This window comes from Streptomyces sp. NPDC050704, from assembly GCF_040654355.1.
Classification (GTDB): domain Bacteria; phylum Actinomycetota; class Actinomycetes; order Streptomycetales; family Streptomycetaceae; genus Streptomyces.
The window spans coordinates 45,946-67,160 of record NZ_JBFAHW010000004.1; the positions used below are offsets into that span (position 1 = coordinate 45,946).

24 protein-coding genes and 1 pseudogene are annotated in these 21,215 nt (G+C 68.9%); 11 read left to right on the forward strand and 14 right to left on the reverse strand.

The features are described 5' to 3' along the window. The first annotated feature begins 24 nt into the window (after positions 1-24). Positions 25-663 carry a hypothetical protein gene (locus AB0I18_RS02905; RefSeq protein ID WP_363103571.1) on the forward strand — a complete coding sequence of 213 codons (639 nt, stop codon included), beginning with the start codon at positions 25-27 and terminating at the stop codon, positions 661-663. 2 nt (positions 664-665) lie between these two features. Beyond that, positions 666-1,730 (forward strand): hypothetical protein, encoded by a 1,065-nt coding sequence (locus AB0I18_RS02910; protein WP_363103572.1) that lies wholly within the window; start codon positions 666-668, stop codon positions 1,728-1,730. Positions 1,731-1,738: 8 nt separating this feature from the next. Here AB0I18_RS02910 and AB0I18_RS02915 read toward each other — a convergent pair whose 3' ends face one another. Continuing rightward, positions 1,739-2,155 (reverse strand): ATP-binding protein, encoded by a 417-nt coding sequence (locus AB0I18_RS02915; RefSeq protein WP_363103573.1) that lies wholly within the window; start codon positions 2,153-2,155, stop codon positions 1,739-1,741. A 236-nt stretch (positions 2,156-2,391) separates the two neighbouring features. On the opposite strand from AB0I18_RS02915, the gene AB0I18_RS02920 reads away from it, so the two are divergent. From AB0I18_RS02920 to AB0I18_RS02950, 7 genes and pseudogenes are all read left to right on the forward strand, one after another. Continuing rightward, entirely contained in the window at positions 2,392-3,243 is an 852-nt protein-coding gene (locus AB0I18_RS02920; protein WP_363103574.1) for a helix-turn-helix transcriptional regulator, read from the forward strand. A gap of 8 nt (positions 3,244-3,251) precedes the next feature. Then, complete coding sequence (locus AB0I18_RS02925) at positions 3,252-3,455, forward strand: DUF397 domain-containing protein (RefSeq protein WP_363103575.1); 204 nt, start codon at positions 3,252-3,254, stop codon at positions 3,453-3,455. 89 nt (positions 3,456-3,544) lie between these two features. After that, positions 3,545-5,137, forward strand: coding sequence for a putative T7SS-secreted protein (locus tag AB0I18_RS02930; RefSeq protein WP_363103576.1), 1,593 nt, complete (start codon positions 3,545-3,547; stop codon positions 5,135-5,137). A 28-nt stretch (positions 5,138-5,165) separates the two neighbouring features. Beyond that, entirely contained in the window at positions 5,166-5,567 is a 402-nt protein-coding gene (locus AB0I18_RS02935) for a hypothetical protein (RefSeq protein WP_363103577.1), read from the forward strand. An 88-nt stretch (positions 5,568-5,655) separates the two neighbouring features. Next, complete coding sequence (locus tag AB0I18_RS02940) at positions 5,656-6,213, forward strand: hypothetical protein (RefSeq protein WP_363103704.1); 558 nt, start codon at positions 5,656-5,658, stop codon at positions 6,211-6,213. A 50-nt stretch (positions 6,214-6,263) separates the two neighbouring features. After that, positions 6,264-6,365 (forward strand): annotated as a pseudogene (locus AB0I18_RS02945) (transcriptional regulator); the annotation flags it as partial. A gap of 8 nt (positions 6,366-6,373) precedes the next feature. Then, positions 6,374-6,580 (forward strand): DUF397 domain-containing protein, encoded by a 207-nt coding sequence (locus tag AB0I18_RS02950; RefSeq protein ID WP_363103578.1) that lies wholly within the window; start codon positions 6,374-6,376, stop codon positions 6,578-6,580. A gap of 22 nt (positions 6,581-6,602) precedes the next feature. Here AB0I18_RS02950 and AB0I18_RS02955 read toward each other — a convergent pair whose 3' ends face one another. The 4 genes from AB0I18_RS02955 to AB0I18_RS02970 form a co-directional block, all read right to left on the reverse strand. Further along, positions 6,603-9,932: a S8 family peptidase gene (locus AB0I18_RS02955; protein ID WP_363103579.1), complete on the reverse strand. Its 3,330-nt coding sequence runs from the start codon at positions 9,930-9,932 to the stop codon at positions 6,603-6,605. A 142-nt stretch (positions 9,933-10,074) separates the two neighbouring features. Beyond that, the gene (locus AB0I18_RS02960; RefSeq protein WP_363103580.1) at positions 10,075-11,112 is read right to left on the reverse strand and encodes an ABC transporter permease subunit; all 1,038 of its coding nucleotides are present in this window, start codon (positions 11,110-11,112) and stop codon (positions 10,075-10,077) included. Then, positions 11,109-12,053 carry an ABC transporter ATP-binding protein gene (locus AB0I18_RS02965; protein ID WP_363103581.1) on the reverse strand — a complete coding sequence of 315 codons (945 nt, stop codon included), beginning with the start codon at positions 12,051-12,053 and terminating at the stop codon, positions 11,109-11,111. Before AB0I18_RS02965 ends, AB0I18_RS02960 begins: the two co-directional genes overlap by 4 nt. Continuing rightward, positions 12,050-12,571: a GntR family transcriptional regulator gene (locus AB0I18_RS02970; RefSeq protein WP_363103582.1), complete on the reverse strand. Its 522-nt coding sequence runs from the start codon at positions 12,569-12,571 to the stop codon at positions 12,050-12,052. Before AB0I18_RS02970 ends, AB0I18_RS02965 begins: the two co-directional genes overlap by 4 nt. Before the next feature lie 157 nt (positions 12,572-12,728). On the opposite strand from AB0I18_RS02970, the gene AB0I18_RS02975 reads away from it, so the two are divergent. Beyond that, complete coding sequence (locus tag AB0I18_RS02975) at positions 12,729-13,064, forward strand: hypothetical protein (RefSeq protein WP_363103583.1); 336 nt, start codon at positions 12,729-12,731, stop codon at positions 13,062-13,064. A gap of 12 nt (positions 13,065-13,076) precedes the next feature. On the opposite strand, the gene AB0I18_RS02980 is transcribed toward AB0I18_RS02975, so the two are convergent. The 9 genes from AB0I18_RS02980 to AB0I18_RS03020 form a co-directional block, all read right to left on the reverse strand. Then, entirely contained in the window at positions 13,077-13,571 is a 495-nt protein-coding gene (locus tag AB0I18_RS02980) for a pilus assembly protein TadG-related protein (RefSeq protein ID WP_363103584.1), read from the reverse strand. Positions 13,572-13,597: 26 nt separating this feature from the next. After that, entirely contained in the window at positions 13,598-14,014 is a 417-nt protein-coding gene (locus AB0I18_RS02985; RefSeq protein WP_363103585.1) for a TadE/TadG family type IV pilus assembly protein, read from the reverse strand. Continuing rightward, positions 14,015-14,395: a TadE family protein gene (locus AB0I18_RS02990; protein ID WP_363103705.1), complete on the reverse strand. Its 381-nt coding sequence runs from the start codon at positions 14,393-14,395 to the stop codon at positions 14,015-14,017. 133 nt (positions 14,396-14,528) lie between these two features. Continuing rightward, positions 14,529-14,780: a hypothetical protein gene (locus AB0I18_RS02995; protein ID WP_055610899.1), complete on the reverse strand. Its 252-nt coding sequence runs from the start codon at positions 14,778-14,780 to the stop codon at positions 14,529-14,531. 55 nt (positions 14,781-14,835) lie between these two features. After that, positions 14,836-15,756 (reverse strand): type II secretion system F family protein, encoded by a 921-nt coding sequence (locus AB0I18_RS03000; protein ID WP_363103586.1) that lies wholly within the window; start codon positions 15,754-15,756, stop codon positions 14,836-14,838. Continuing rightward, on the reverse strand, positions 15,753-16,718 hold the full coding sequence (locus tag AB0I18_RS03005) for a type II secretion system F family protein (RefSeq protein WP_363103587.1): 966 nt from the start codon (positions 16,716-16,718) through the stop codon (positions 15,753-15,755). The genes AB0I18_RS03000 and AB0I18_RS03005 overlap by 4 nt, the downstream gene beginning before the upstream one ends. 8 nt (positions 16,719-16,726) lie before the next feature. Then, positions 16,727-18,037 (reverse strand): ATPase, T2SS/T4P/T4SS family, encoded by a 1,311-nt coding sequence (locus tag AB0I18_RS03010; RefSeq protein ID WP_363103588.1) that lies wholly within the window; start codon positions 18,035-18,037, stop codon positions 16,727-16,729. A 37-nt stretch (positions 18,038-18,074) separates the two neighbouring features. Further along, entirely contained in the window at positions 18,075-18,929 is an 855-nt protein-coding gene (locus AB0I18_RS03015; protein ID WP_363103589.1) for a hypothetical protein, read from the reverse strand. A 22-nt stretch (positions 18,930-18,951) separates the two neighbouring features. Further along, positions 18,952-19,674 carry a hypothetical protein gene (locus AB0I18_RS03020; protein WP_363103590.1) on the reverse strand — a complete coding sequence of 241 codons (723 nt, stop codon included), beginning with the start codon at positions 19,672-19,674 and terminating at the stop codon, positions 18,952-18,954. A gap of 456 nt (positions 19,675-20,130) precedes the next feature. Between AB0I18_RS03020 and AB0I18_RS03025 the strand changes: the two genes are divergently transcribed. Further along, positions 20,131-21,144, forward strand: a complete 1,014-nt coding sequence (locus AB0I18_RS03025) for a hypothetical protein (RefSeq protein WP_363103591.1) — start codon at positions 20,131-20,133, stop codon at positions 21,142-21,144. Positions 21,145-21,215 lie beyond the last annotated feature (71 nt).

The following is a 21,215-nucleotide window of genomic DNA, read 5'->3' on the forward strand; positions in this document are numbered from 1 at the left end:
GCCTTACACAGGGGGAGTACGCCCGTGGCCCGCCACACCGTGACCACTGCCGCCGCCGCGTTCGCCGTAACGTCGGCGCTTCTGCTCACCGCTTGCGGCGGGGGTGACGATTCGACGACGGATGACATCAAGGGGGCGGACCAGGGATCGTCGAGCAGCCCGTCGGCTTCGGCGTCCGCCGCATCGGACGCGAAACGACCGGCCATCAAGTTGCCGAAGAGCTTCCGGGCGGGCTTCGAGGGCTGGACGAATAGCGATCCCGACCTCCAGACCGCCCTGAACGACGGCAAGGAACGGCTCCGGGCGTCGTACGCCGCCATCATCGAGAGCGATCCCGAGGCCGACTACCTCGCCTTCTACAGCGGGCGGGCGGCGATGAGCACCGGCTCCGCGTGGGTCAAGGGCTACAAGGGGTTGACGATCATCGGCGAGGTCAAGGTCTACGACCCCGAGATCACCTACCTCGGCAAGACCAAGACACGCGCCACGCTCTTCTACTGCGTCGACGAGAGCAAGGGCTACAGCAAGGACCTCAAGTCCGGCGAGACAGCCGGCACCCCGAAGGGTGAGTCACCGAAGGTGCAGTACCGGACGAGCCTCGGAAAGGAATCGAGCGGCGTCTGGAAGACCGAGACGGTCGAGACGGAAGCAGGAGGGTGCTGACGATGCACACGACTCGGCACCTCCTCCGAGGCCTGCTCGTCCCACTGGTACTGACGGCCGCCGTGGCACCGTCCCCTGCCCTCGCCCTCGGCGAGCCGGGGCATGAAGGAGAAGCGAGCGGCGGCGCCGAAGGCAAGGACCTCTACGCCTCGGCCACCCAGTCGCAGATCAAGGTCCGTCAGGTGAGCGGTCCCACCGGGGGCAAGCGGGGCAGCCTCGCGCCGGTGGACACGAACTGGGAGCCCCCGGCCTGCTGGTACGAGCCGATCTTCACGGGCGAGCAGCTCAAGGGGTTCGTGGACAAGACGGACGGCGTCGGCGACGTCGGCATCCACGAGTCCTGGATCGGCAAGGGCCTGTGGACCGACCACTACCAGGACGGCAAGCCGGATCGTAATTTCGACGACGAGATCAGCGTCGCCGAGGGTTACAAGGACTACAACATCGGCAAGGACGGCTACTTCTGGCGCAGCGTCGCCCCGGACAAGAGCGACCCCGAGTCCTGGGACTGCGGCCGCATCATGTTCTGGCAGGACGCCGGCGAGATCCCTGACGTGCCGAACGCCCCGACGCCCGAGACCCTCGCCGGGTACGCCTACGACAAGGTCAAGGTCCCCGACACCGAGATCGAGTTGAAGCCGGAGGGCAAGTCCACGGTCAACCTGCCCACTTGGGTGTGGCTGGACAAGGGCACGTTCCAGGAGGTCAAGGTCCGCGCCGAGTTGCCCAACACCAACCTCTGGGCCGAGACCACGGCCAAGCCGGTCGCCCTCCACCTGGAACCGGGCACGGAGGACGCGGAGACGTACCCCGCCTCCGGTGACTGCGAGATCAACGACGACGGCTCCATCGGCACCCCGTACGAGAAGGGCGATGCCGAGAAGACCCCGCCCTGCGGAATCAGGTACCTCCGCGCCACGGCCGGTGCCCCGTACGAACTGAAGGCCTCCGTGACCTGGCAGATCACCTGGGAAGGCACGGGCGGTGCGGGCGGCGACCAGCCCGACGGCGTTTTCGAGACCACCCAGGACATGAACGTCCAGGAGATCCAGTCGATCAACCGCTGACCGAGCGGTTACGCGACGCCGCCCAGGTCGCACCAGACGTACTTGCCCCTGTCGCCGCCTTGCCGCAGCGGATGCCAGCCCCAGTCGTCGGCGCAGGCCCGGACGAGGGCCAGGCCTCGACCCGCCTCCGCGTCGACGGCGTGCGCCAACTCCAGTGGCGGCGGGGGTGGTTCGGGGTTCGCGTCCCACGCACCGATGCGCAGGACTCCGTCCCGCCAGTGCAGGCGTAGAGCGGCGGGGCCCTTCGTGTGGCGTACGGCGTTGGAGATCAGCTCCGTTGCCAGCAGTTCGGCCACGTCGGTGAGACGGATCAGGCCATGCATGGTGAGGATCAGGCGGAGGGTGCGGCGGCAGACGGTGACGGCGCGGGGGTCGTGCGGGATGTGGAGCGTGTACTGCCAGGGCTCATCATTTGAACCGAGCATGCGTGAACTCCGTTTGACATGAGGGTGGTTGAGGAATCGCGGCGGATGGCGGGCGATGGCTCTGCCGCAGCCGTCATGGCATGACGGAGTGGTGCACTTCCGGGACCCCGGGGTTCCGCAGCGTGTGCGTCGCGTCACTGACAGTAGAGACCAAAATTGGTCTCCCGCAACCCGCTGCCGTAATCTGCCTCCGAACGGGGCACCGTTCCAAGGCCGTTGAGACGAGGAGAGGGCCCATGACACGGAGGCGGCAGCCCACCGCACGTCAGATGCGTCTCGGGGCCGAACTGCAAAGGCTCCGCGAGGCCGCAGGACTGAAGGGTCGCGAGGCCGCCGCGGCACTGGGAACCGACTCCGCACGGCTGAGCCAGATCGAGTCCGGCGTCGTTGGCATGAGCGAGAACACCGTCCGCCGTCTTGCCGCCAACTACGCATGCACGGACCAGGAGCTGATCGAAGCACTCGTGGCGATGGCAACCGACCGTACGCGCGGATGGTGGGAGGAGTATCGGGGCCTGCTGCCCACACCATTCCTGGACATTGCCGAGTTGGAGCACCACGCCACGTACCGGCTCGACGTGGAGTTCCTGCACGTACCCGGGCTTTTTCAGACGGAGGACTATGCCCGCGACGTCTTCTCGTACCGCGTCCCCGAAGTCCCGGAAGGTGAGCTTGAGTTGCGTGTCCAGCATCGAATGGAACGCAAAGTGATCATCAAAGAGCCCGCACCCATCCCGTACGAGGCGGTGATCCACGAAGCGGCACTGCGCATCCGGGTCGGCGACCGAACCGCCACAAGGACCCAGCTCAGCCGCGTCCTGGAGCTCTCCGAAGCAGACCACATCACCGTGCGCGTCATCCCCTTCGACCTGGACGGCTTCGCCGGAGCCACAAACGCCATGATGTACGCGGGCGGTACCGTACCCAAGTTGGACACCGCGGTACGCGACGCACCCCACGGCGCAGGCTTCATCGGCTCCGAAGCCCAACTCGGCGCATTTCGAACGCTCTTCCGTAAAGTGAAGGCTGCGTCACTCGAACCCCCACGTTCGCGTGACTTCATCCACAAGCTGGCGAAGGAACTGTGAGGCGCGCCGTGACCACCCACCTCAACTGGCAGAAGTCGTCCTTCTCTGGAAGCGGCGACGGCAACAACTGCGTCGAACTCGCCGCCACCCCCGTCACGCTCCACCTCCGCGAAAGCGAAACCCCCACCACCCACCTCACGACCACCCCCACCCCCCTCACCCACCTCCTCCACGCCATACGCTCCGGAGCCCTCACCACGCCCTCCGCGTAGCCGATAACCCATAACCCCCACGCAACAGACCGTGCGATACGTTCACCCGTACGTACTGACACACACGTTGCAGGTGTTACGGGGGATACGTGTCGCACAGGCCGACGGACTGGCACATACTCGACCTGGAAAAGGACCCGACGCCGGGCGACCCGCAACGGGTGCGGAAACTCGCCGGGAGCCTGCACGACTTCGCGGACGATGTCGGCCAGGTCCTGCGGGACGTCAAGGGCATGGCGAACGAGGACGCGGTCCTGGCCTGGGCGGGCAAGACGGCCGACGTGTTCACCGCGGAGTTCGAGGACGTCCCGGGCAAGCTGAAGAAGCTCAAGAAGTCCTACGACCTGGCGGGCGACGCCCTGGCCTCCTACTGGCCGGACCTGGAGGACGCTCAGACCAAGGCGGACAAGGCGCTGCGCGACGGCCGGGCGGCCCGCGAGGACCTGTCCACCGCGACGACCGCGCTGACGGGCGCGAACGACTGGGTCCGCACCGCCACCGCGAAGACGGACGCGTACGACCCGGACAAGAACCCCGGCAAGAACGTGCCCAAGCCGGACGAGGCCGAGGTCCGCCGGGCCACCCGCAACGCCCAGCACGCCCAGGAGCAGCAGACCTCCGCCCAGCGGGACGTCGACGCCGCGCAGAACGCGCTGGACGCGGCCAAGCGGCTCGCCAGCCAGGCGAAGGGGCTGCGTGAGGAGGCCGCCCAGCGCACGGTCAAGAAGCTGGAGGAAGCCTCCGACGCCGGCATCCCCAACCGCCACTGGTGGGAAGAGGTCGGCGACTGGGTCTCCGACAACTGGGACGAGATCGTCACGGTCTGCAAGTGGGTCGTCCTGGTCGTCGGCATCATCGTGATGATCGTCGGCGGCCCGCTGGGCTGGCTCGTCTTCGCCGCCGCCCTCGTCGTCCTCGCCGACACGATAAGAAAGATGGCCAACGGCACGGCGGGCTGGGGCGACCTGGTCTGGGCGGTCCTGGACTGCATCCCCGCCACCAAGGGCCTCACCAGCCTCGCCAAGATGGGCAAGCTGTGGAAGGCCGGAGGGCTCAAGGCCCTGGGCGGCGGAGCGCTGCAGGGCATCGGCGGCGGGCTGAAGAACCTGGCCGACAGCATCAGAAGTGGCGGCCAGGGCCTCAAGTCCCTTTTCCTGCGGACCATGGGCAAAGGGCATCCCGAACGAACCGGCTCCAAGATCCCCGCCCCGCCCAGGCATCCCGGTGACGACGCCCTCCACTCAGGAATGCCGATCTACCACGGGGACAGGATTTCCGCGATCGGCTACGACGGTGCCACGCTGCGGAACTTCGAAGTGGCACAGCGGCTGCCCGGACACCACGACGCGGTGATTCACGGAATGCGGGACGGGAGGTTCTTGGCCGGAAACGAGAACCTGTCCGGCTTCAGGGCGGCCGGAGAAACAGTCAACCCCCATCAGGTCGCGGACGCCATCCGTAGGTCGCCTGGCTACGACGGTGGCCCGGTGCGCTTGCTATCCTGCCATTCCGGTGCAATACCGCCCAACGGAATCGCCCCTGCCCAAGAGATGGCGAACATACTCGGCACCACGGTGCGGGCACCCACCAACGCTGTAGGAGTTCCGCCCATCGGCAACGGCCCCTTCACCCCGACCATCCGCGACAACGGAACCTGGCGGACCTTTCTGCCGATTCTGTGATGAAACATCCTAGGCGCAGGGAAATTCAATGATTCGGACAGTTGGATTCTTTCGCGAGCAGTCGGCTCAGTGGGGGATCAAGAACGACGAATCCATCCGTGGATTCGTACGAAAGAGCGGGGAAGCCGACGAGAACGAAATCGCCGCCTACCTCGCCAACGGGGTCGATATCTTCAGCGAGATGGGCGCCGAAGCCGACGTTCTTTCGGCGGAAGAGTTTCTGATCGCGGGAGGGGCCTCCCTCAAGACCGATGGAGAGTGGGTATGGAGGTACGATCTCCCTCACTACGTCACCGAATACCATCTGGCTCTTCCGGAAGATTTCCTGCAAAGAATCAGGGACCTCAATTACACCGTTCCACAGCTCGACGAAGACACTTTGTTCGCCATTCTTGAGGAAGTGACGGGAATTGACTTCCGGAACCAGTGAGCCGACGCCAGAGACCGGATCGGCCGGTATCGACGGCACGCCCATTGGCATCGCCTTGTCCGTACCCGAGTCGTGGTGGGAGTTCAACATCCGCCCCGAGGGGCGTGAATCGACGATCCGTTCTCTCGTCGACGAGCGGATCCGCGAGGTACCCGAACTCACACCGTACCGCGCCGACCTGACGAACCTGCTCCGCAAAATGGCCAAGGACGCCCACGACTCCGGTGCCATCTACCTGGGTTGCATGGCGGAGAACTTCGACGGCGTGCCGCTTTCCGCGACCGTCACCGTGAGCGTGCTGGGGTCGAAGAACAAGCAGGGGGCGGCCCTGTCCACCGACCCGCGCGCCATCGCCGACAGTCTTCGTACGATCTCGCCGCGCCGCAAGGGCGACGCCTGGCGGAAGGTCACGACCGTCGACATCCCCGAAGTAGGCCCGGCCGCCCGCACGTTCGGCGTCGAGGACGTCCCCGTCGCGCAGGGCGACACCCGCACCCTGCGTATGGCGCTGACCCAGACGTACATCCCCGTCCCGGGAACCACCGCCCAGGTCGTACTCGTCTCCGGTGCCAGCCCGGTGCTCGACCTTGCGGAGGCGTTCCACGACATCTTCGACGCGGTGACGGGTACGTTCCGCTTCGTATAGTCAGCTGTGGACAACTCCAAGAAGCTCTTCGAGTCCTACCGCGACGACATCAACTCAACGCGTTTCGAACGCTCTTCCGTAAAGTGGAGACTGCGCCACTCGAACCCCCACGTCCGCGCGACTTCATCCACCGGCCGGCGAAGGAACTGTGAGGCTCACCATGACCACACCCGACAACTGGCAGAAGTCATCCTTCTCCGGTGGCGGCGACGGCAACGCCTGCGTCGAACTCGCCGCCACCCACCCCGCCACCATCCACCTCCGCGAAAGCGACACCCCCACCACCCACCTCACGACCACCCCCACCCCCCTCACCCACCTCCTCCACGCCATACGCTCCGGAGCCTTCGTCACCCCCTCCGCATAGCCCAACCCACGCTTCCCGCCGCCTACTTGGTCGTGCGGTACGCGCGGTGGACGGTCTGGTTCAGGGTGTTGCCGTCCGCGTCGGTGAGGGTGGCGTGGAGCGAGACCGGGCCGGGCTTGGCGGGGCTGCGCAGTTTGAGCTGCTTGCCGTTCGCCGCAGTGGTCTTCTTCCAGGTCCTGCCGTCGTCGTACGAGACGGCGAAGGCCAGCTTGCGCAGGGTGGCGACCTTGGTGGCCGCGCCTTGGAGGCTGAATGGCACGGTGAGGGTCGTACCGGCCTCGGCGGTGCTGGCCGTCGACAGCTTGGGCGTGTAGCGGACGACCGTCAGCGGCAGCCGCTGGGGAGTGTCACCGGAGACGTGCGCCGAGGCGAAGGTCCAGGTGGCGGTCGTACGGGTACTGACCGCGGCCTGCGCCGCGGCGCGGGAGACGTCCACGTCGAGCTTGTACGTGCGCTTGCCGGCGGGAAGCGTGTACGAGTCGCCGTTCAGTGCATCGTCCACGGCGAAGATCTTCTCGCCGTCGGCGTGGAGCGAGCTCCTGGCCTTGGTCTGGTCGGAGGTCCCCAGGTTGCCGACGCCGTCGGAGAACAGCGGGACGTACGCCGTGAAGGTGTCGCCGACGCGTACCGCTTCGGGCCGGTCGAGGACGGTCGCGAGGGGGCCCGAGGGGAGGGACGGGCCGAAGACGCCGATGTTGAAGCGCTGGGTGTGGTCCCTGCCCGCCGCGTACGCCCTGGGGACGCCGGCCTGCGTGCTCTCCCACGTCGGCTCGCCCTCGGCGTCTGGGGCGCCGAACTGGCTGGCCTGGTAGAACCACTTGATCCCGTTGGGCAGCACGTAGTCGGTGCCGGTCAGCGGCAGACGGCCCTCGGTCGAGTGCTGGTTGTAGAAGCCGCCGTGCATCAGCGGTGCGGCGGCGATGGTCGTGGTCTTGCCCTTGACGGGCGTACCGACGACGACCTTGACCTTGGTGAGCTGGGCGCGCTTCACGTTCTCGGTGAAGCCGGACAGGTCACCCGTACGGTTCCAGGCCAGCCGGTAGTTGACGGCCTTGCGGGTCCAGATGCCGTGGTACATCGCGGACACCTCGGCGGCCGGCGCCGAGGCGCCGAGCTGTCCGACGCGGATGCTGCCGAAGGAGCGGGCGTCGTACACAGAGGTGTACGGCTTGTTGTTGACGTCGATGTGGAAGAAGAACATCGCGCCCGCGGGCTTGGCCGCGCCGTCCGGCACGGTGATCTTGACGGGCTTCGTCTTCCGGGCGTCCATGACCAGGGTCGTGTCCTTGGTCAGCGCGAACTTCGGGTACAGCAGCACGGACCCTCCGGTACCGGAGGTGCGGAGCACGCCTTCCAGGGCGTAACGCCCCTTCGGCAGACGGATGGTGACCGCGCCGTCCTTCTCGTCGGAGGCCTCCGTCCAGATGTCGTTGTCCAGGCCGTAGATACTCGTCAAGGCGTCACCGAGGGCCTTGCCCTTGAGGTCGAGGTGCTTGATGGTCAGGTCGTACGACTCGACCTCGCGGACCACGCCCAGGGAGGTGCGCGCGGTCGTCGTGCCGTCGGCGGTCGTGGCGGTCACCGAGCCGCCGAAGCTGCCCTCTGCCGTGCCCACGCGGGTGTCTGCGGTCACGGTGGCGGTCGCCTCACCGCCCGCCGGGACGACGAGCTGACGCGGCGAGACGGTGAACAGGCGCTCGGCGGCGGGCTTTCCGTCGTCGCCGTACGCCTCGGTGGCCAGGTCGAGGGTGACCGGCTCACTGCCCGCGTTGCGGTACGTGACGTCCTTGGCCACAGGCTGGTCGTCGGTGTGGGGGTACTCCTGCGTCCCGAAGCTCAGCGCGGTCGGGCTGCTGGTGAGCTGCTGAGTGATCGCCCTGGCGGCGTCCACCCGGCCGGTGCCCTGCGTGTACGCGGAGGTGGCGGCGGCCGGCTTCGCGGAGGCGGTGAGCGCGGCCTTGATCTGCCTGCCGGTCCAGCCCGGGTACTTCTGCGCCAGTATCGCCGCGGCGCCCGCCACATGCGGAGTCGCCATCGACGTACCGCTCATGGAGACATAGCCGTCGGCGGCGGGGTCTCCCATGTCGCCTTCGGCGGCCTTGGCGGCGACGATGCCCACGCCCGGCGCGGTGACGTCGGGCTTGAGGAAGCCGTCTGCCGTGGGGCCCCGGCTGGAGAACTCGGCGACGGCGTCCCGGCGGTCGACCGCGCCGACGGTGAGCGCCGCGGCCGCGCTGCCGGGAGTGCCGATGGTGCCCTCTCCCGGGCCCTCATTGCCGGCGGCTATGACGAACAGGGCGTCGGAGGTCGCCGACAGGTCGTTGACGGCCTGCTCGACGGGATCGAGGCCGGGGCCGTCCTCGCCGCCCAGGCTCATGTTGACGACCTCGGCGCCCTGCGCGACGGCCCACTGCATGCCCGCGATGACGCCGGAGTCCTCGCCCGAGCCTTCGTCGTCGAGCACCTTGCCGACCAGGAGACGGGCGCCGGGCGCGACCCCCGCGTACTTGGTGCCCGCGGGGGACGCGGCTCCGGAGCCCGCGATCGTCGAGGCCACGTGCGTGCCGTGGCCCGCGCGGTCGACGGTGTCCGCGGCGGTGGAGAAGTTCTTCACCGCGTCGATACGGTCCTTGAGGTCCGGGTGGGTGGCGTCGATGCCGGTGTCGAGGACGGCGACCTTGACGCCCTTGCCGTCGTGTCCCGCCGCGTGCGCCGCGGGCGCACCGATCTGCGGCACGCTCTTGTCCAGGGTCGCCTTGACCCTGCCGTCCAGCCAGATCTTCTTCACCTTCGCGGAGCCGGTCGCGCCGGTAAGGGTCTCCCACAGCGCGGAGCCCTCGGACTTACGGGCCCGCACGGCGTCGCCGTTGATGCTCGGCAGATCCCGCCGGACGGTCGCGCCCGAGCCGCGGAACGTACTCGCCGATACGGACCTGCCCTTGTCGTAGGTGACGATCAGCGGCAGGTCGGAGCGGCGGGCGTCGTCGTAGCGCGCACTCACCAGTCGCGTCACGTCGAACAGCCGCCGGTCGGCGGTCCCGTTCGCGATCAGCGGTTCGGCGTCGCGCGGCAGGACGTACGCGTGGCCCGCGGCCTGCTGGACGCGGAAGGCCATCCCCTCGCGGCCTTCGGCGGCCACCACACCGGTGACCTTGCCCTCGGCGTCGAGGGTCACCCTGTCGCCGGTGACGAGGGTGACGGTCCTCGCGGGCGCGCCGACAGCGGGCCCGGCCTGGGCGGCTTCCGCGCTGTCGGGCGTGTACGCCAGCAGACCGGTGCCGAGCGCCGCCGCCAGGGCGGTCGCCAACGGGACGGTGACGATCGCTCGTCTTCTGCGCTTGTGCGACTTCAACTCAGGCCTTTCATGGCTTTTATGGCATTTCTGAGGCAGCGTCAGGGCGCGGCCGAGCGACGCTGTGGCCGCTCGGCCGCGTGGGAAAGGGAGCACTGGGACTGCGAGGAAGATCGGGTCGGACGAGGCGCCTGTCGAATGGTCAGACGAGGCGCTTGCGACCCCAGAAGATGACGAATGCCGCGATGCCGGCGGTCAGGGCCAGCAGGATCGAGGCGCCGAGCCACTGCATGGAGGACATCTGGGACATCGGGATGTACTCGAACGACCAGCCGACGACCTGCGCCTTCTCCAGGCAGGCGTTGGCAGCCTTCTCCGTCTGCTCGTTGCAGCTGCCCCAGCCCATTAGGTCGCCGGAGGCCGTGAGGTAGGACTGGTCCACGACATAGGCGGAGTCGGGCACGTTCGGCTGGGAGTTGCTCCCGACACCGTTGTGGGTGGTGACCGTGATGGCGTTCCCGAGGGACATCCGGAAGTACGACCAGACCACCTGCACGGCGACGGCGAAGCCCAGGGTGACGACCATGGACAGCAGGGTCCGGCGCAGCAGCATGCCGATCGCCACACCACCGACGACGGTGAACAGGGTGAGCGCCACGGGTACCGGACCGCTGCTGTCGAAGCCGGCGGCGTCGGACCAACTCAGAACGTACGACGACGACTTGACCGGTGACCACCACCAGGTGAACACCGCGGAGACCGCCGCGGTGCTCACCACGACGACGAGCGCGGTCATACCGAGCTTGGTGGTGAGCCAGCGGACGCGGCTGACGGACTGCGCGTTGACGAGCTTGGCGGTGCCGTTCTCCAGGTCGCCGGCGAGCAGTGGCGCACCGACGAAGACACCGATCAGGACGGGCAGGAGCGCGAGCAGTTGGGAGGCCGCGTCGAGCGGCCCCTGGTCGAACCTCTCCTCCCAGCCGGACTTCAGGTCGGGATAGCCGTACCCGTCGAGGTACGTGATCATCTGCTGGCGCTGGTAGACGATCACCGCGACGGTGATGGCGGAGGCGGCCAGGAGGGTCCAGTAGGCGGCGCGGTGCTGACGCCAGACGAGCCAGTTCATGCCGCTGAGCCGGAGCCGGAGCCCGCGGCCACGGTCGGCTTCGGCGCGGGCGGAGTCGGAGGAGGTGCGGCCGGAGCCGGAAGGCGTGCTGCCGGTGCTGGTCATCGTGCTCATGCCGCCACCGCCTGCGGGGCGACGTAGGAGCTGGGACCGATCAGCGGTGGGGCCTCGGGCGAGCGCAGATAGGCGAGCAGGAGTTCCTCCAGGTTCGGGGTGCTCGCCTGCCAGGGGCCGGTGAGCGGCCCGTCGGGGCGGACCAGCGAGGTGAACTGCCGTCCGCTGGTACGGGTTTCGACCACCGTGTGGTACGCCAGCTCCGGGGGCGTCCGCCCGTCGGAGTGGACCCCGGTCAGCACGGCGTGGGCGGTGCGGAGTTCGTCGACCTCACCGGCCATGCGCAGCCCGCCGCCCGCGATGACCAGCAGGTAGTCGCAGGTGTTCTCCAGCTCGGCGAGCATGTGGGTGGACATCAGCACGGTGGTGCCGCGTTCGGCGGCCTCGGACATCAGGGTGCCCATCAACTCGTGGCGCACCAGCGGGTCCAGGTCCGACATCGGCTCGTCGAGGAGCAGCAGGTCGGGACGCTTGCCGAAGGAGACGGCGAAGGCCACCCGGGTGCGCTGGCCGCCGGAGAGCGTGCCGATCTTCGCGTCGAGGGGCACATTGCCCGCGCGGACGATGTCCTCGGCGGCCCGCCGGTCCCAGCCGGGGTTCAGTTCGCGGCCCATGCGCAGGGTCTCGGCGACGGTGAAGCGCCGGAACAGCGGCTTCTCCTGGGCGAGGAACGCGGTACGCCGAGTGGCCTCCGCGGACTCCGGGGCCGCGCCGAACACGCGCAGGGTGCCGGTGGTCGGCTCCAGCAGGTTGGCGGCGATGGCCATCAGCGTGGTCTTGCCTGCCCCGTTGGGACCCACCAGACCGCAGATGCGCCCGGCCGGCAGCCGGAAGGAGCAGTCCCGCAGCGCCCAGCCCCGGCGGTACTTCCGGCCGACCCCGCGGGCTTCTATCGCGGACGTGTCCGCCGATCCCCCGTAGCCCGTCTCGTAGCTCGTCATGCTTGTCCCCTTGTTCCCATGATTCCTGTTGTTGCTGCTGATTCCGCTGATCCCGCTGTGTCTGCAGTTCCCGTTGTTCCTGCAGTTCCCGCTGTTTCTGCTGATCCCGGGTGCTCGGCGGCAGGCCTGGTCACGGCGTACCGCTCCGCCATCACCGACGTGACCAGAGCGGTCACGTCGTCCTGTTCGAGACCGGCCTCGCGGGCCCGGTCCATCCAGGCCTCCAGCTCGCCGCGCAGCGCCGAGTCAGCCGCCGTCTGCGGACGGGCCAGCGACTGACGTACGAAGGTCCCCAGCCCCGGCCTCGCCTCGACCAGGCCCTCCCGCTCCAGCTCGCGGTACGCCTTGAGCGTGGTGTTGGGGTTGACCAGGGAGGCCTGGGCAACCGCCTTGGCCGTGGGCAACTGATCGCCGGGCACGAGTACGCCGAGCCGCAGCGCCTGCTTGGTCTGCTGAACGATCTGCTGATAGGCGGCGACCCCGCTCCGCCGGTCGATGCGGAACTCCAACCCTTTCACCACCAATTCACTAGTCGACTAGTGGAATGATGATGAGGCACAGATCGCGTACCTGTCAAAGCTCACAGGTGGAGGCATCGCGGCGTCGAAGATGTTGTGGAAGCCTGGACCGACACCAGCCACCACTCACGGCGCTGCCACCACAGGGGGATCAGACATGGGCAAACCAGACCTCGCGCTCCCGTTGAGCGATCTCGAGGACTACGGGACCCGGCTGCGTGACATCAAGCAGCGGATGAACCACACCAAGAAGCTTTTCGAGTCCTACCGCGACGACATCGGTGACGGCGGTGTCTACGACAAGCTGGAGGACTTCGAGTCCAACTGGGAGGACGGTCGCGAGGACATCAACCAGCAGCTCGACGCGCTGGCCAGCATGTCCGAAGCGGTCGTCCGGGAGTTCAAGAAGCTGGACGACGACCTGGCGAAGCAGGTCCGCGACGGCGTGAAGGCGGAAGAGAAGGGCGGGGACAAGGGCGGCGGCGACAAGTAGACCGCCGAACCGTCAGCCGACCTCGTTCTCAGCCACCGCACGCCCCCGTACCGTGATGTCCCCGCCATAGAACATCCCCGTGAACACCGGCGCGTACGTGAGCTGGACCTCGACCTCGACCTCGTCCGCGTTCGCGGCGACGCAGTGCGTGGCGGCGATGTCCGCGCCGGTCATGCCCATCTCCTGGGCGAAGGCCTTGACCCGGGCGCCGCAGTTCTCGAAGAGGATGGGGGCCCCGCCGCCCTCGTTCTGGTACAGCTCTTCGAGGTCCACGTCCTGCGCGGCGTAACGCGCGGCCTGTTCCGCGATGTCGGCGGCGCGTTCGCGTTTGGAGATTGACAGGCCGCCGTCGATGACGAAGGCCGAGAGGGACAGGAAGACCAGCGCGAAGATGATGACCGCGCCGGCGCCCGAGCCCCGGTCGTCGAGGCGTACGCGGCGCGCGTCCAGCCAGGCGCGCACGGCGGCGCCCCGGACGCGCCCGACGGTCTCCTTCGGCTCGGCCATCTCCCCCGACTCCGTCATCTCCCCCGTCACGCCTTCCTCTTGAAGGGGTCCAGCGGCGCGGTGAACGACGCCGACAGCCTCGTCGGGACGTCCAGGCCGAGCATGGCCAGGCCCCGCACCTCGCAGCTGACCTCGACGGTGAACAGGTCCGCTTCGGCGAAACCGGCGCTGGTCTTGTCGACTGTCACGGGCCCGGAGCAGACGTCCGCCAGGTCGGCGTCCGCCGCCTTCTGGGCCTCCGCCATGGCGGGACCCTCCTCGCGCTGGAGCGACCCGGAGCGAGCCGCGTCCCGCGCCGCCCCGTCGAGCGCCCCGCGCCCGTCCACCAGCTGCCCGAAAGCCACCAGCACCAGGATGAAGAGGATCATCACCGGCGCGAGGATCACCACCTCGACGGTGGACAACCCACGGTCGTCACGAGAACGTACGAGAAGAAGGCGCATCTAGTTCCCGTCCTCCTCTACGAACCTCTCCACCGGCCCCACCGACTGCGCGTGCACCGTCAGATCCAGCCCCGGGAACACCGACGGCACCCTCGCCGTGATCTCCACCCCCACCGTGTTCTGCTCCGGCTGGAGCATCTCCACGTCCGGGGAGAGCACCAACTGCGGGCCCAGTTGCGCGATGTAGCTGTCGACCACGTCCCGTGCCTCGCCCCGCCACGCGCCCGGCTGCTCGTCGGCCATGGCGCGGGCCTTGCGGGCGCCCGCCTGGGCCGCCGCCTGGGCCACGTGGTCGGCGAAGAAGTACAGCGCGAACTGCACCGTCGCGAAGATCATGAAGAAGAGCACGGGCGTGAGCAGCACGAACTCGATCGCGGTCATGCCGGAGTCGCCGCGGGCGGAGGCGGCCTCCACCCGGCGGCGTACCCAGCGTCGTACGCTCACCAGTAACCCCGTATACGAGATGTCAGAGATGTCAGAGAAGTGGGACGGTCAGGTCAGGCCAGGGAACAGGTCAGCAGGTGCTGCCCGCGTCCGCGCCCTTGATGCAGTCGCCCACCTTGTTGGCGCCGTCGCTCAGCGCGGCGTTGATGATCGCGGCGACCACACCGACGATCGCCACGACGACCGCCGAGATGATGACCCACTCCACCGCGGACGCGCCCCGGTCGAGTTCGCCGGAGCGGGCGCGCTGCACCCGGCCCTGGAGGAAGGTGATCAGAAAGTCCACCCCCGGGATCCCGGTGCTGAAGTTCCGTCCGTTCATGGTGAGTTGTCCTCTCAAGACAGTTCAGAGCAGTTCGAAGATGCAGTTGTCGGTGTCAGACCTGGAACACGCGCATCGCCGCCGGGAAGATCAGGAAGACCAGGAAGCCGGCGCAGAGCAGCAGCTGTGCCACGAGCATCGACTGCGACTTCTCGCCCGCGCTGCCCTCGATCTCGGCGAGTTCGCGGTGCCGCATCGTCTCGGCGCGCGAGGCGAGGGACTCGCGCACCTTCGCGCCGTCGTCCGCGACGAGCGCCAACGAGGCCGACAGGTCCTTGAGTTCCTCGATGCCCAGCTCCTCGCCGAGCGTGCCGAGCGCCTGCCACTGGCTGATGCCGGTGATACGGGCGTCCGCGAGCGCGTTGCGGATGCGCTGCGTCGCCCAGCCGTCGGAGACCTCGGCGGCGGCCATCAGTGCCTCCGGGAGACCGCGCCCGCCGGCCAGGCTCATGGACACCAGGTCGAGGTACGCGCCGATCACGCGCCGCAGGTCACGCCGCTTCTCGGCAGCGTCCCGGCGTACTTCCAGATCCGGCAGGAAGAAGAAGAGGGCCGCGCACAGCAGCGCCAGCCAGACCGGAATGGCGGGGCTGCTGCCGAACCCGAGCGTCCACACGACGGCGAACATCAACGGCCCGAAGAACACTCCCCCGGCCGCCAGCAGCACCTTCGTCGCGAGGAAGTTCTCCCAACTCCGGTCCAGCACGGCCAGGTCGGCCCGCAACGTCCGCAGCTCCCAGCCCTGCTGCATGTAGAACTCGGAGACACGCCGGCCCACTCCGGCCCGTACGCTTCCGATCCGTCCGGCGTCGGCGGTGCGGTGCGCGGACTCGTACGCCGCTCCGCGCGCCCGCATCGCGTCGATGCGCGCGACCTGGGAGACCGCGCTGCGCTTGGACGGCATCAGGGCGCGTACGAGGGCGAAGATGCCCAGGCCCAGGACCGCGCCGACCGTGATGGGCAGGGTCAGGTTCATCGGCGTACCCCCTCTTCCGACTGGGACGGCGACGGCATACGGGGGCGTACGAACTGGACCGACTCGTCCCGCACCAGGAACCGTTCCGGCGTCTCGATGGTCGACAGCTTGCGCAGCCACCAGAAGCCGAGGGCGAACAGACCACAGACGCAGACGAGTACGAGCTGGCCGACGGCCGTGCCGTACGGCTCGACGAACTCGCGGTTGAAGATCGACAGGCCGAGCACGAAGGCGACCGAGACGGCGACGACGATCTGCACGGACCGGCGGGTCGAGGAGCGCTGGGCCATGACGCGCTGCCGCATGTCGACCTCCTCGCGCGCCGACTTGGCGAGTGCGCCGAGCACCTGTCGCAGACCCGGGCCGCGCAGCCTCGCGTTGAGGATCAGCGCGGCCACGATGATGTCGGCCGAGGCGTCGTCGATCTCGTCGGCGAGGTGCTGGAGCGCCTCGGGCAGCGGCGTACGGGAGCGGAGGCGGTCGACGAGGGCGTCGAGGTGCGGGCGCAGGACGGGCGCCGCGGCGCGGGCGGATGCCGGGATGGCCTGCTCCAGGCCGACCGCGCCGGCGATGGTGTCGCGCAGCGACTCGGTCCAGGACGCGAGCGCCTCCACGCGGCGCATGGCGGCCTTCTCCTCGGAGGCGCCGCCGAAGAGCTTGTCCCAGAAGAAGACGAGTACGGCGGCCGCGATACCGGCCACCGCCCACCGCGTGAGCAGCAGGACGACGATGCCGACGCCGGCCGCGATCGAACCGCGCTGACCGGCAAACCGTACGAGCTCGCTCGCCCGTTCACTCGCCTTCTGCTTCTCGTGCTCGGGCTTGGCGGGCAGCCCGCGGACCGCGACGGCGAACAGGGCGAGGCCGCCGCCGACGGCGATGCCGCACGCCAGCGCGTACAGGACCGTCGTGGAGAACAGCCCGCCCATGGAGCCGAGCGAGTCGAGTGCGGCGAGAGTCATGGTCGGTTTCACCCCCAGTTCCCGCCGGGCAGGCGATAGCCGTGCTGGATCAGGTCTTCGAGGCAGGCGAGGGGCGCGTGCGGTACGACCCGGCCGTCCGGCGCCTCGGCGAACACCTCGCTGGACAGGACGCGCCCGTCGACACCGTTGACCTCGCGGATCGAGGTGACCACGCGCTGAAGCCGGCCGCCCGTCTGGTAGTTGTTGCGCCGCTGGACGAAGACGACGAAGTTCACCGCGCCCGCGATGAGCATCTGGCTGGCCTCGATGGGGAGCCGTTCGTTGGCCTGGAGCGCGTACGTGGAAATACGGTTGAAGACCTCGCTGGAGCTGTTGGCGTGGATCGTGGACAGCGAGCCGTCGTTGCCCTGCGACATCGCGTTCAGCATGGTCACGATCTCGTCGCCGAGGACCTCACCGACGATGACGCGGGAGGGGTTCATACGCAGCGACCGGCGGACCAGCTCCGCCATCGTGATCATGCCCTGGCCCTCGGAGTTGGGCAGCCGCTCCTCGAACGCGACGACGTTCGGGTGCAGGTCGGTGAAGGTGTCGAGGCCGAGCTCCAGGGCGCGCTCGACGGTGATGAGGCGCTCGTGCGGCGGGATCTCGTTGGCGAGCGCGCGCAACAGCGTCGTCTTACCGGCGTTGGTCGCGCCCGCGATCATGATGTTCTTGCGCGCGCGGACGGCACAGGCGAGAAAGTGCCCGACCTCGGGTGTCAGCGTCCCGTTCCCCACCAGGTCGGACATGAAGACCTTGCCCATGCGGGCGCGGCGGATGGACAGGGCGGGCCTGCGGGTCACGTCCATGACGGCGGACAGTCGCGAACCGTCCGGCAGCCGCAGGTCGAGCTGCGGGTTCGCGGAGTCGAAGGGCCGGGAGGAGAGACCGGAGTAGGCGCCGAGGATCTGGATCAGCTCGATGAGCTCCTCGTCGTTCTCCGCGACGGGATCGCCCGTGACCTCCTCGCCGTTCGCGTAACCGACGAAGACCTGGTCGTACCCGTTGATGTCGATGTTCTCGACCTCGGGGTTGTCGAGCAGCGGCTGGAGCCGGCCGACGCCGAAGAGGGCCGCGTGCACGGCGGCGGCGTACTGCTCCTCGGTCTCGGCATCGAGCGGCGTACGACCGGAGTTGATCTCGGTCCGGGCGTAGTCCTCCAGGATCTGGGCTATGACCGCCCGCGCGTAGTGCCGCTCGTCCTCGTTGGACATCGGCGTGACGCCGGATACCTGGTCGAGGCGGCGCTGCTCGGCGATACGGTCACCGGCGTCCTGCCGGAACCGCTTGACCAACTGGTGGTCGACGGCGGTCATCGGCCCACCCTCGCGGTCCTGCCGCTACGCCCCGCGGTCATCGGCCGGCTCCGGCCGTGGGCTGCCCGTTGGGACCGCCGGCCGCCGGTACGGCCCAGGCCGCGCCGAACTGCTGGTACAGGTCCGCGGTCACCTTGCGGGCCGAGCGGATGAGCAGCGACTTGTCGAGCCGCCCGCGCTTGCGGCCGGCCAACTGGTCGGCGCCGGCCGGGTCGTCGGCGATCGTGCCCACAACGCGGGCGCCGGTCTGCGCGGCCACGAGCATGTCGTTGACCTGGTGGAGGACCTTGGCGGAGTCACTCGGGTCGGCGACGAGGACGACGCCGATGAGGGGTGTGGCGAGCGTCGCCGCCCCGCGCCCTCCGCCGTGCAGCTTGGCGGTGAGCGCGGCGGCCCGGTCGCGCACGCGCGCGATGGCCTCCGGCTCGGTGCGCGAGATGAGCAGTACGAGTGCGGCCTGCGAGAACATCTCGACGGCCGGGGTGTCCCCGCTGATCCGCCCGCAGTCCGCGATGACGTCGGCGGGCGCGTGCGGGGAGTCGGCGAGCTGCGCGAAGGCCCGGCCGAGCGTGGGCCACAGACCCGCGAGCCCGGCCGCCTGCTCGGCGTTGCCGAGCCCGACGAGGACTTCGAGCCCACCGCTCAACGGCTGTACGTGGTCCCAGAGTTGATCCGGTACGAGACCACGGCGGGCGGTGGCCGCGATGGACAGCATGCCGGTGTTGGGGTTCAGCGGCCCGCCGTGCGCGGCGGCGCTCCGGTAGACGAGGTCGCCACCGGCCGGGTCCGTCTCGGCGAGCAGGACCCGACGGGGCCAGACCGCGGCGAGGGCGACAGCCGCGGTGGTGACGCCGGGCGACCCTTTGTCGGCGGCGAGGGCGATGAGTGCCATTTGCTTGGGGACTCTCTTGCCGTCAGTTGCCGCGGACGAGGACGAGGGCGACCTGGTTCGCCGCGGCGGCACGGGTCAGGGCGGCGGCGTCGGCGTCGTCGACGATGACCGTGATGCGCTGATTGGTACTGCTGATGGTGGAGTCACCGCCGGTCGGCTGCACGTAATTGACGCGCGCGCCGGAGACGATCGGCGTACCGCCGCTACCCGTTGAGCCGGTGGAGCCGGCGCCCGTCTCGTCGTCGGAGGGCGTGGAGCTGTTGCCGACCTGGTACGCGTCCACACGGTCGCCGGACTTGATGTTCAGCGGGTACTGGCCCTCCTTGAGGGAGAGCCCGACGATGGCCTGGCCGGCCGGGAGGCTGCTGCTACCGAACATCTCACCGATGACAAGGGTGCCCTTGTAGATAGTGGACTTGGCCTTGAGCTCCTTCAGCTGCTTGACCTGGGACCACTTGACGTAGTTGATGCCGGTATCGTCCGCGACCAGCACCGATTCCACGTGGTTGCCGACGGACTGACCGGCCTGGATGTCGCCGGTCACCTTCACGACCTCGATGCGCTCACCGGCTCGCAGCACCAGCATCGTCGCCCCGAGGGCACCCACGAGGATCAGCAGCACCGCGAGCGCGGCCAGCGCCGGTTTGCGCTCGCGAGGCGGCGCGGGAAGGCGCTCGCCCATCGTCGGCTGAGCCGGCGCAGCGGAACGGTTGCTGCCCGCCCCCGTACGCTCTTGGATCTTCACGCAACCGCTCCCCGTACACCCAAGAAGGTTTCGTCATTCTGGACACTTGGAACACTCCACTCCCACCGGGCATACCGCCCGACCTGGTCAAATAGCCAGCGCTGGAGTGAGTGTCAAGTCACCGCACCGTATCAGCAGCACATAAGCCCCTCAAGGCGCGTCGGCGATAGCGAACCTCACACGACTCGACGTTATCCACGCGCAACGCAGCCCGTTCGGTTCCCCGTTGAGTACAGGCCTGCACAGAGGCCCGCTGCTGTGCTTCCGCGAATCCTTCATCGCCGCTCCGACGTGCGCTCGTCACGCTGCGTCCACCATGCCTGCACGACTTGCTCACGGGGGCTGGGCGGGGGCGTGTCATGATCTTCAGCCGCAAGGGTGACGCCTTGCGCCCGGGACGGGCACGGATACGGGTACAGGTGGGGGTTGTTGGTTGTGATGGCGGAGCTTCACCCGGTGACGGGGCTTCTCCCGGTGAACGGGGCGGCGCTCTCCGCCGACGCCCGCCTCCTGACGTCGGTACGCGCCCTCGGCGTCCGCCACGGCTTCGACTACACGGACAACGCGGCGACAACGGCGATGCTCACGGAGCACCGACGCAAGCTGCGCGCCTATGAATACGGCCCGGTGATGTGGCTGGGCGCTCTGGCGCTCTCCGTCGGCGTCGTATGGCCGTTCCTGGCCCCGGCGATCCCCGCCTTCGCCGGAAGGCCGGAGCTGGCATTCGCCCCGGCGGGCCCCCTGCTGATCGTGGCCGTGGCCTGCCTGACATTCGCACAACGGCGCGTCAAAAGGGAGTTGCGGCACCCGCGACTGGCGGGCTACCGCGCCGTGCTCGGCCTGGCGCGGGCCCACGGGGTGCCGGTGACACACGTGCCGGGCTGGCTGGTGGGCCGGTCGATGGGCGGGGGGAGGGAGGCGGCGCCGGTTCCTGTGTATGCAGGGGTGGCTGCGGACGCGGACCCGGACCCGGAGGTGGCCGTGCAGACGGAGGTGGAATCGCCTTCGGACGTGCCGTCGCGGGACGAGGCGCCGTCACGGGACGAGGCGCCCTCGCCCGGCGAGGTGCCGTCGCCGGCGGAAGCGAAGCTCACGACGCCATCGGCACCGCCCCCTGCCGTTCCGGCGAAGCCGTCATCGGTCGCGCTGTACGAAGCCGTCGCGGACGAGGGCGGCTGGCACGACGAGGCAGGGTGCCTGCTGCTGTTCGCGGGGATCGGCGGCGTGGCCTGGGCCGTCTCCTCCGACACCCCTCTCGGCTACCTGGCAGCCGTCCTGGCCCTCCCCCTCGCGATCACGACCTGGCTGGCCGGAGCCCGCCAGGGCCGCGAGAAGCAGCACCTCCGGGAGACAGCGGTGGCGTACGTACGTGCCCTTGCGGCGGCCCAGTCGGCGGGGGCGCGCGTTCCCGAACTCTCGCCGGTGCTGCAGAAGTTGCTGGAGGAGGAGACGGAGAAGGAGCGGGGCTGAGCGGGGCCGGGGGGGCCGTACGGTCTCCCGGCTGTCGCCCCCCCCACTTCACTCCCGTCTCCCCGTCTCTC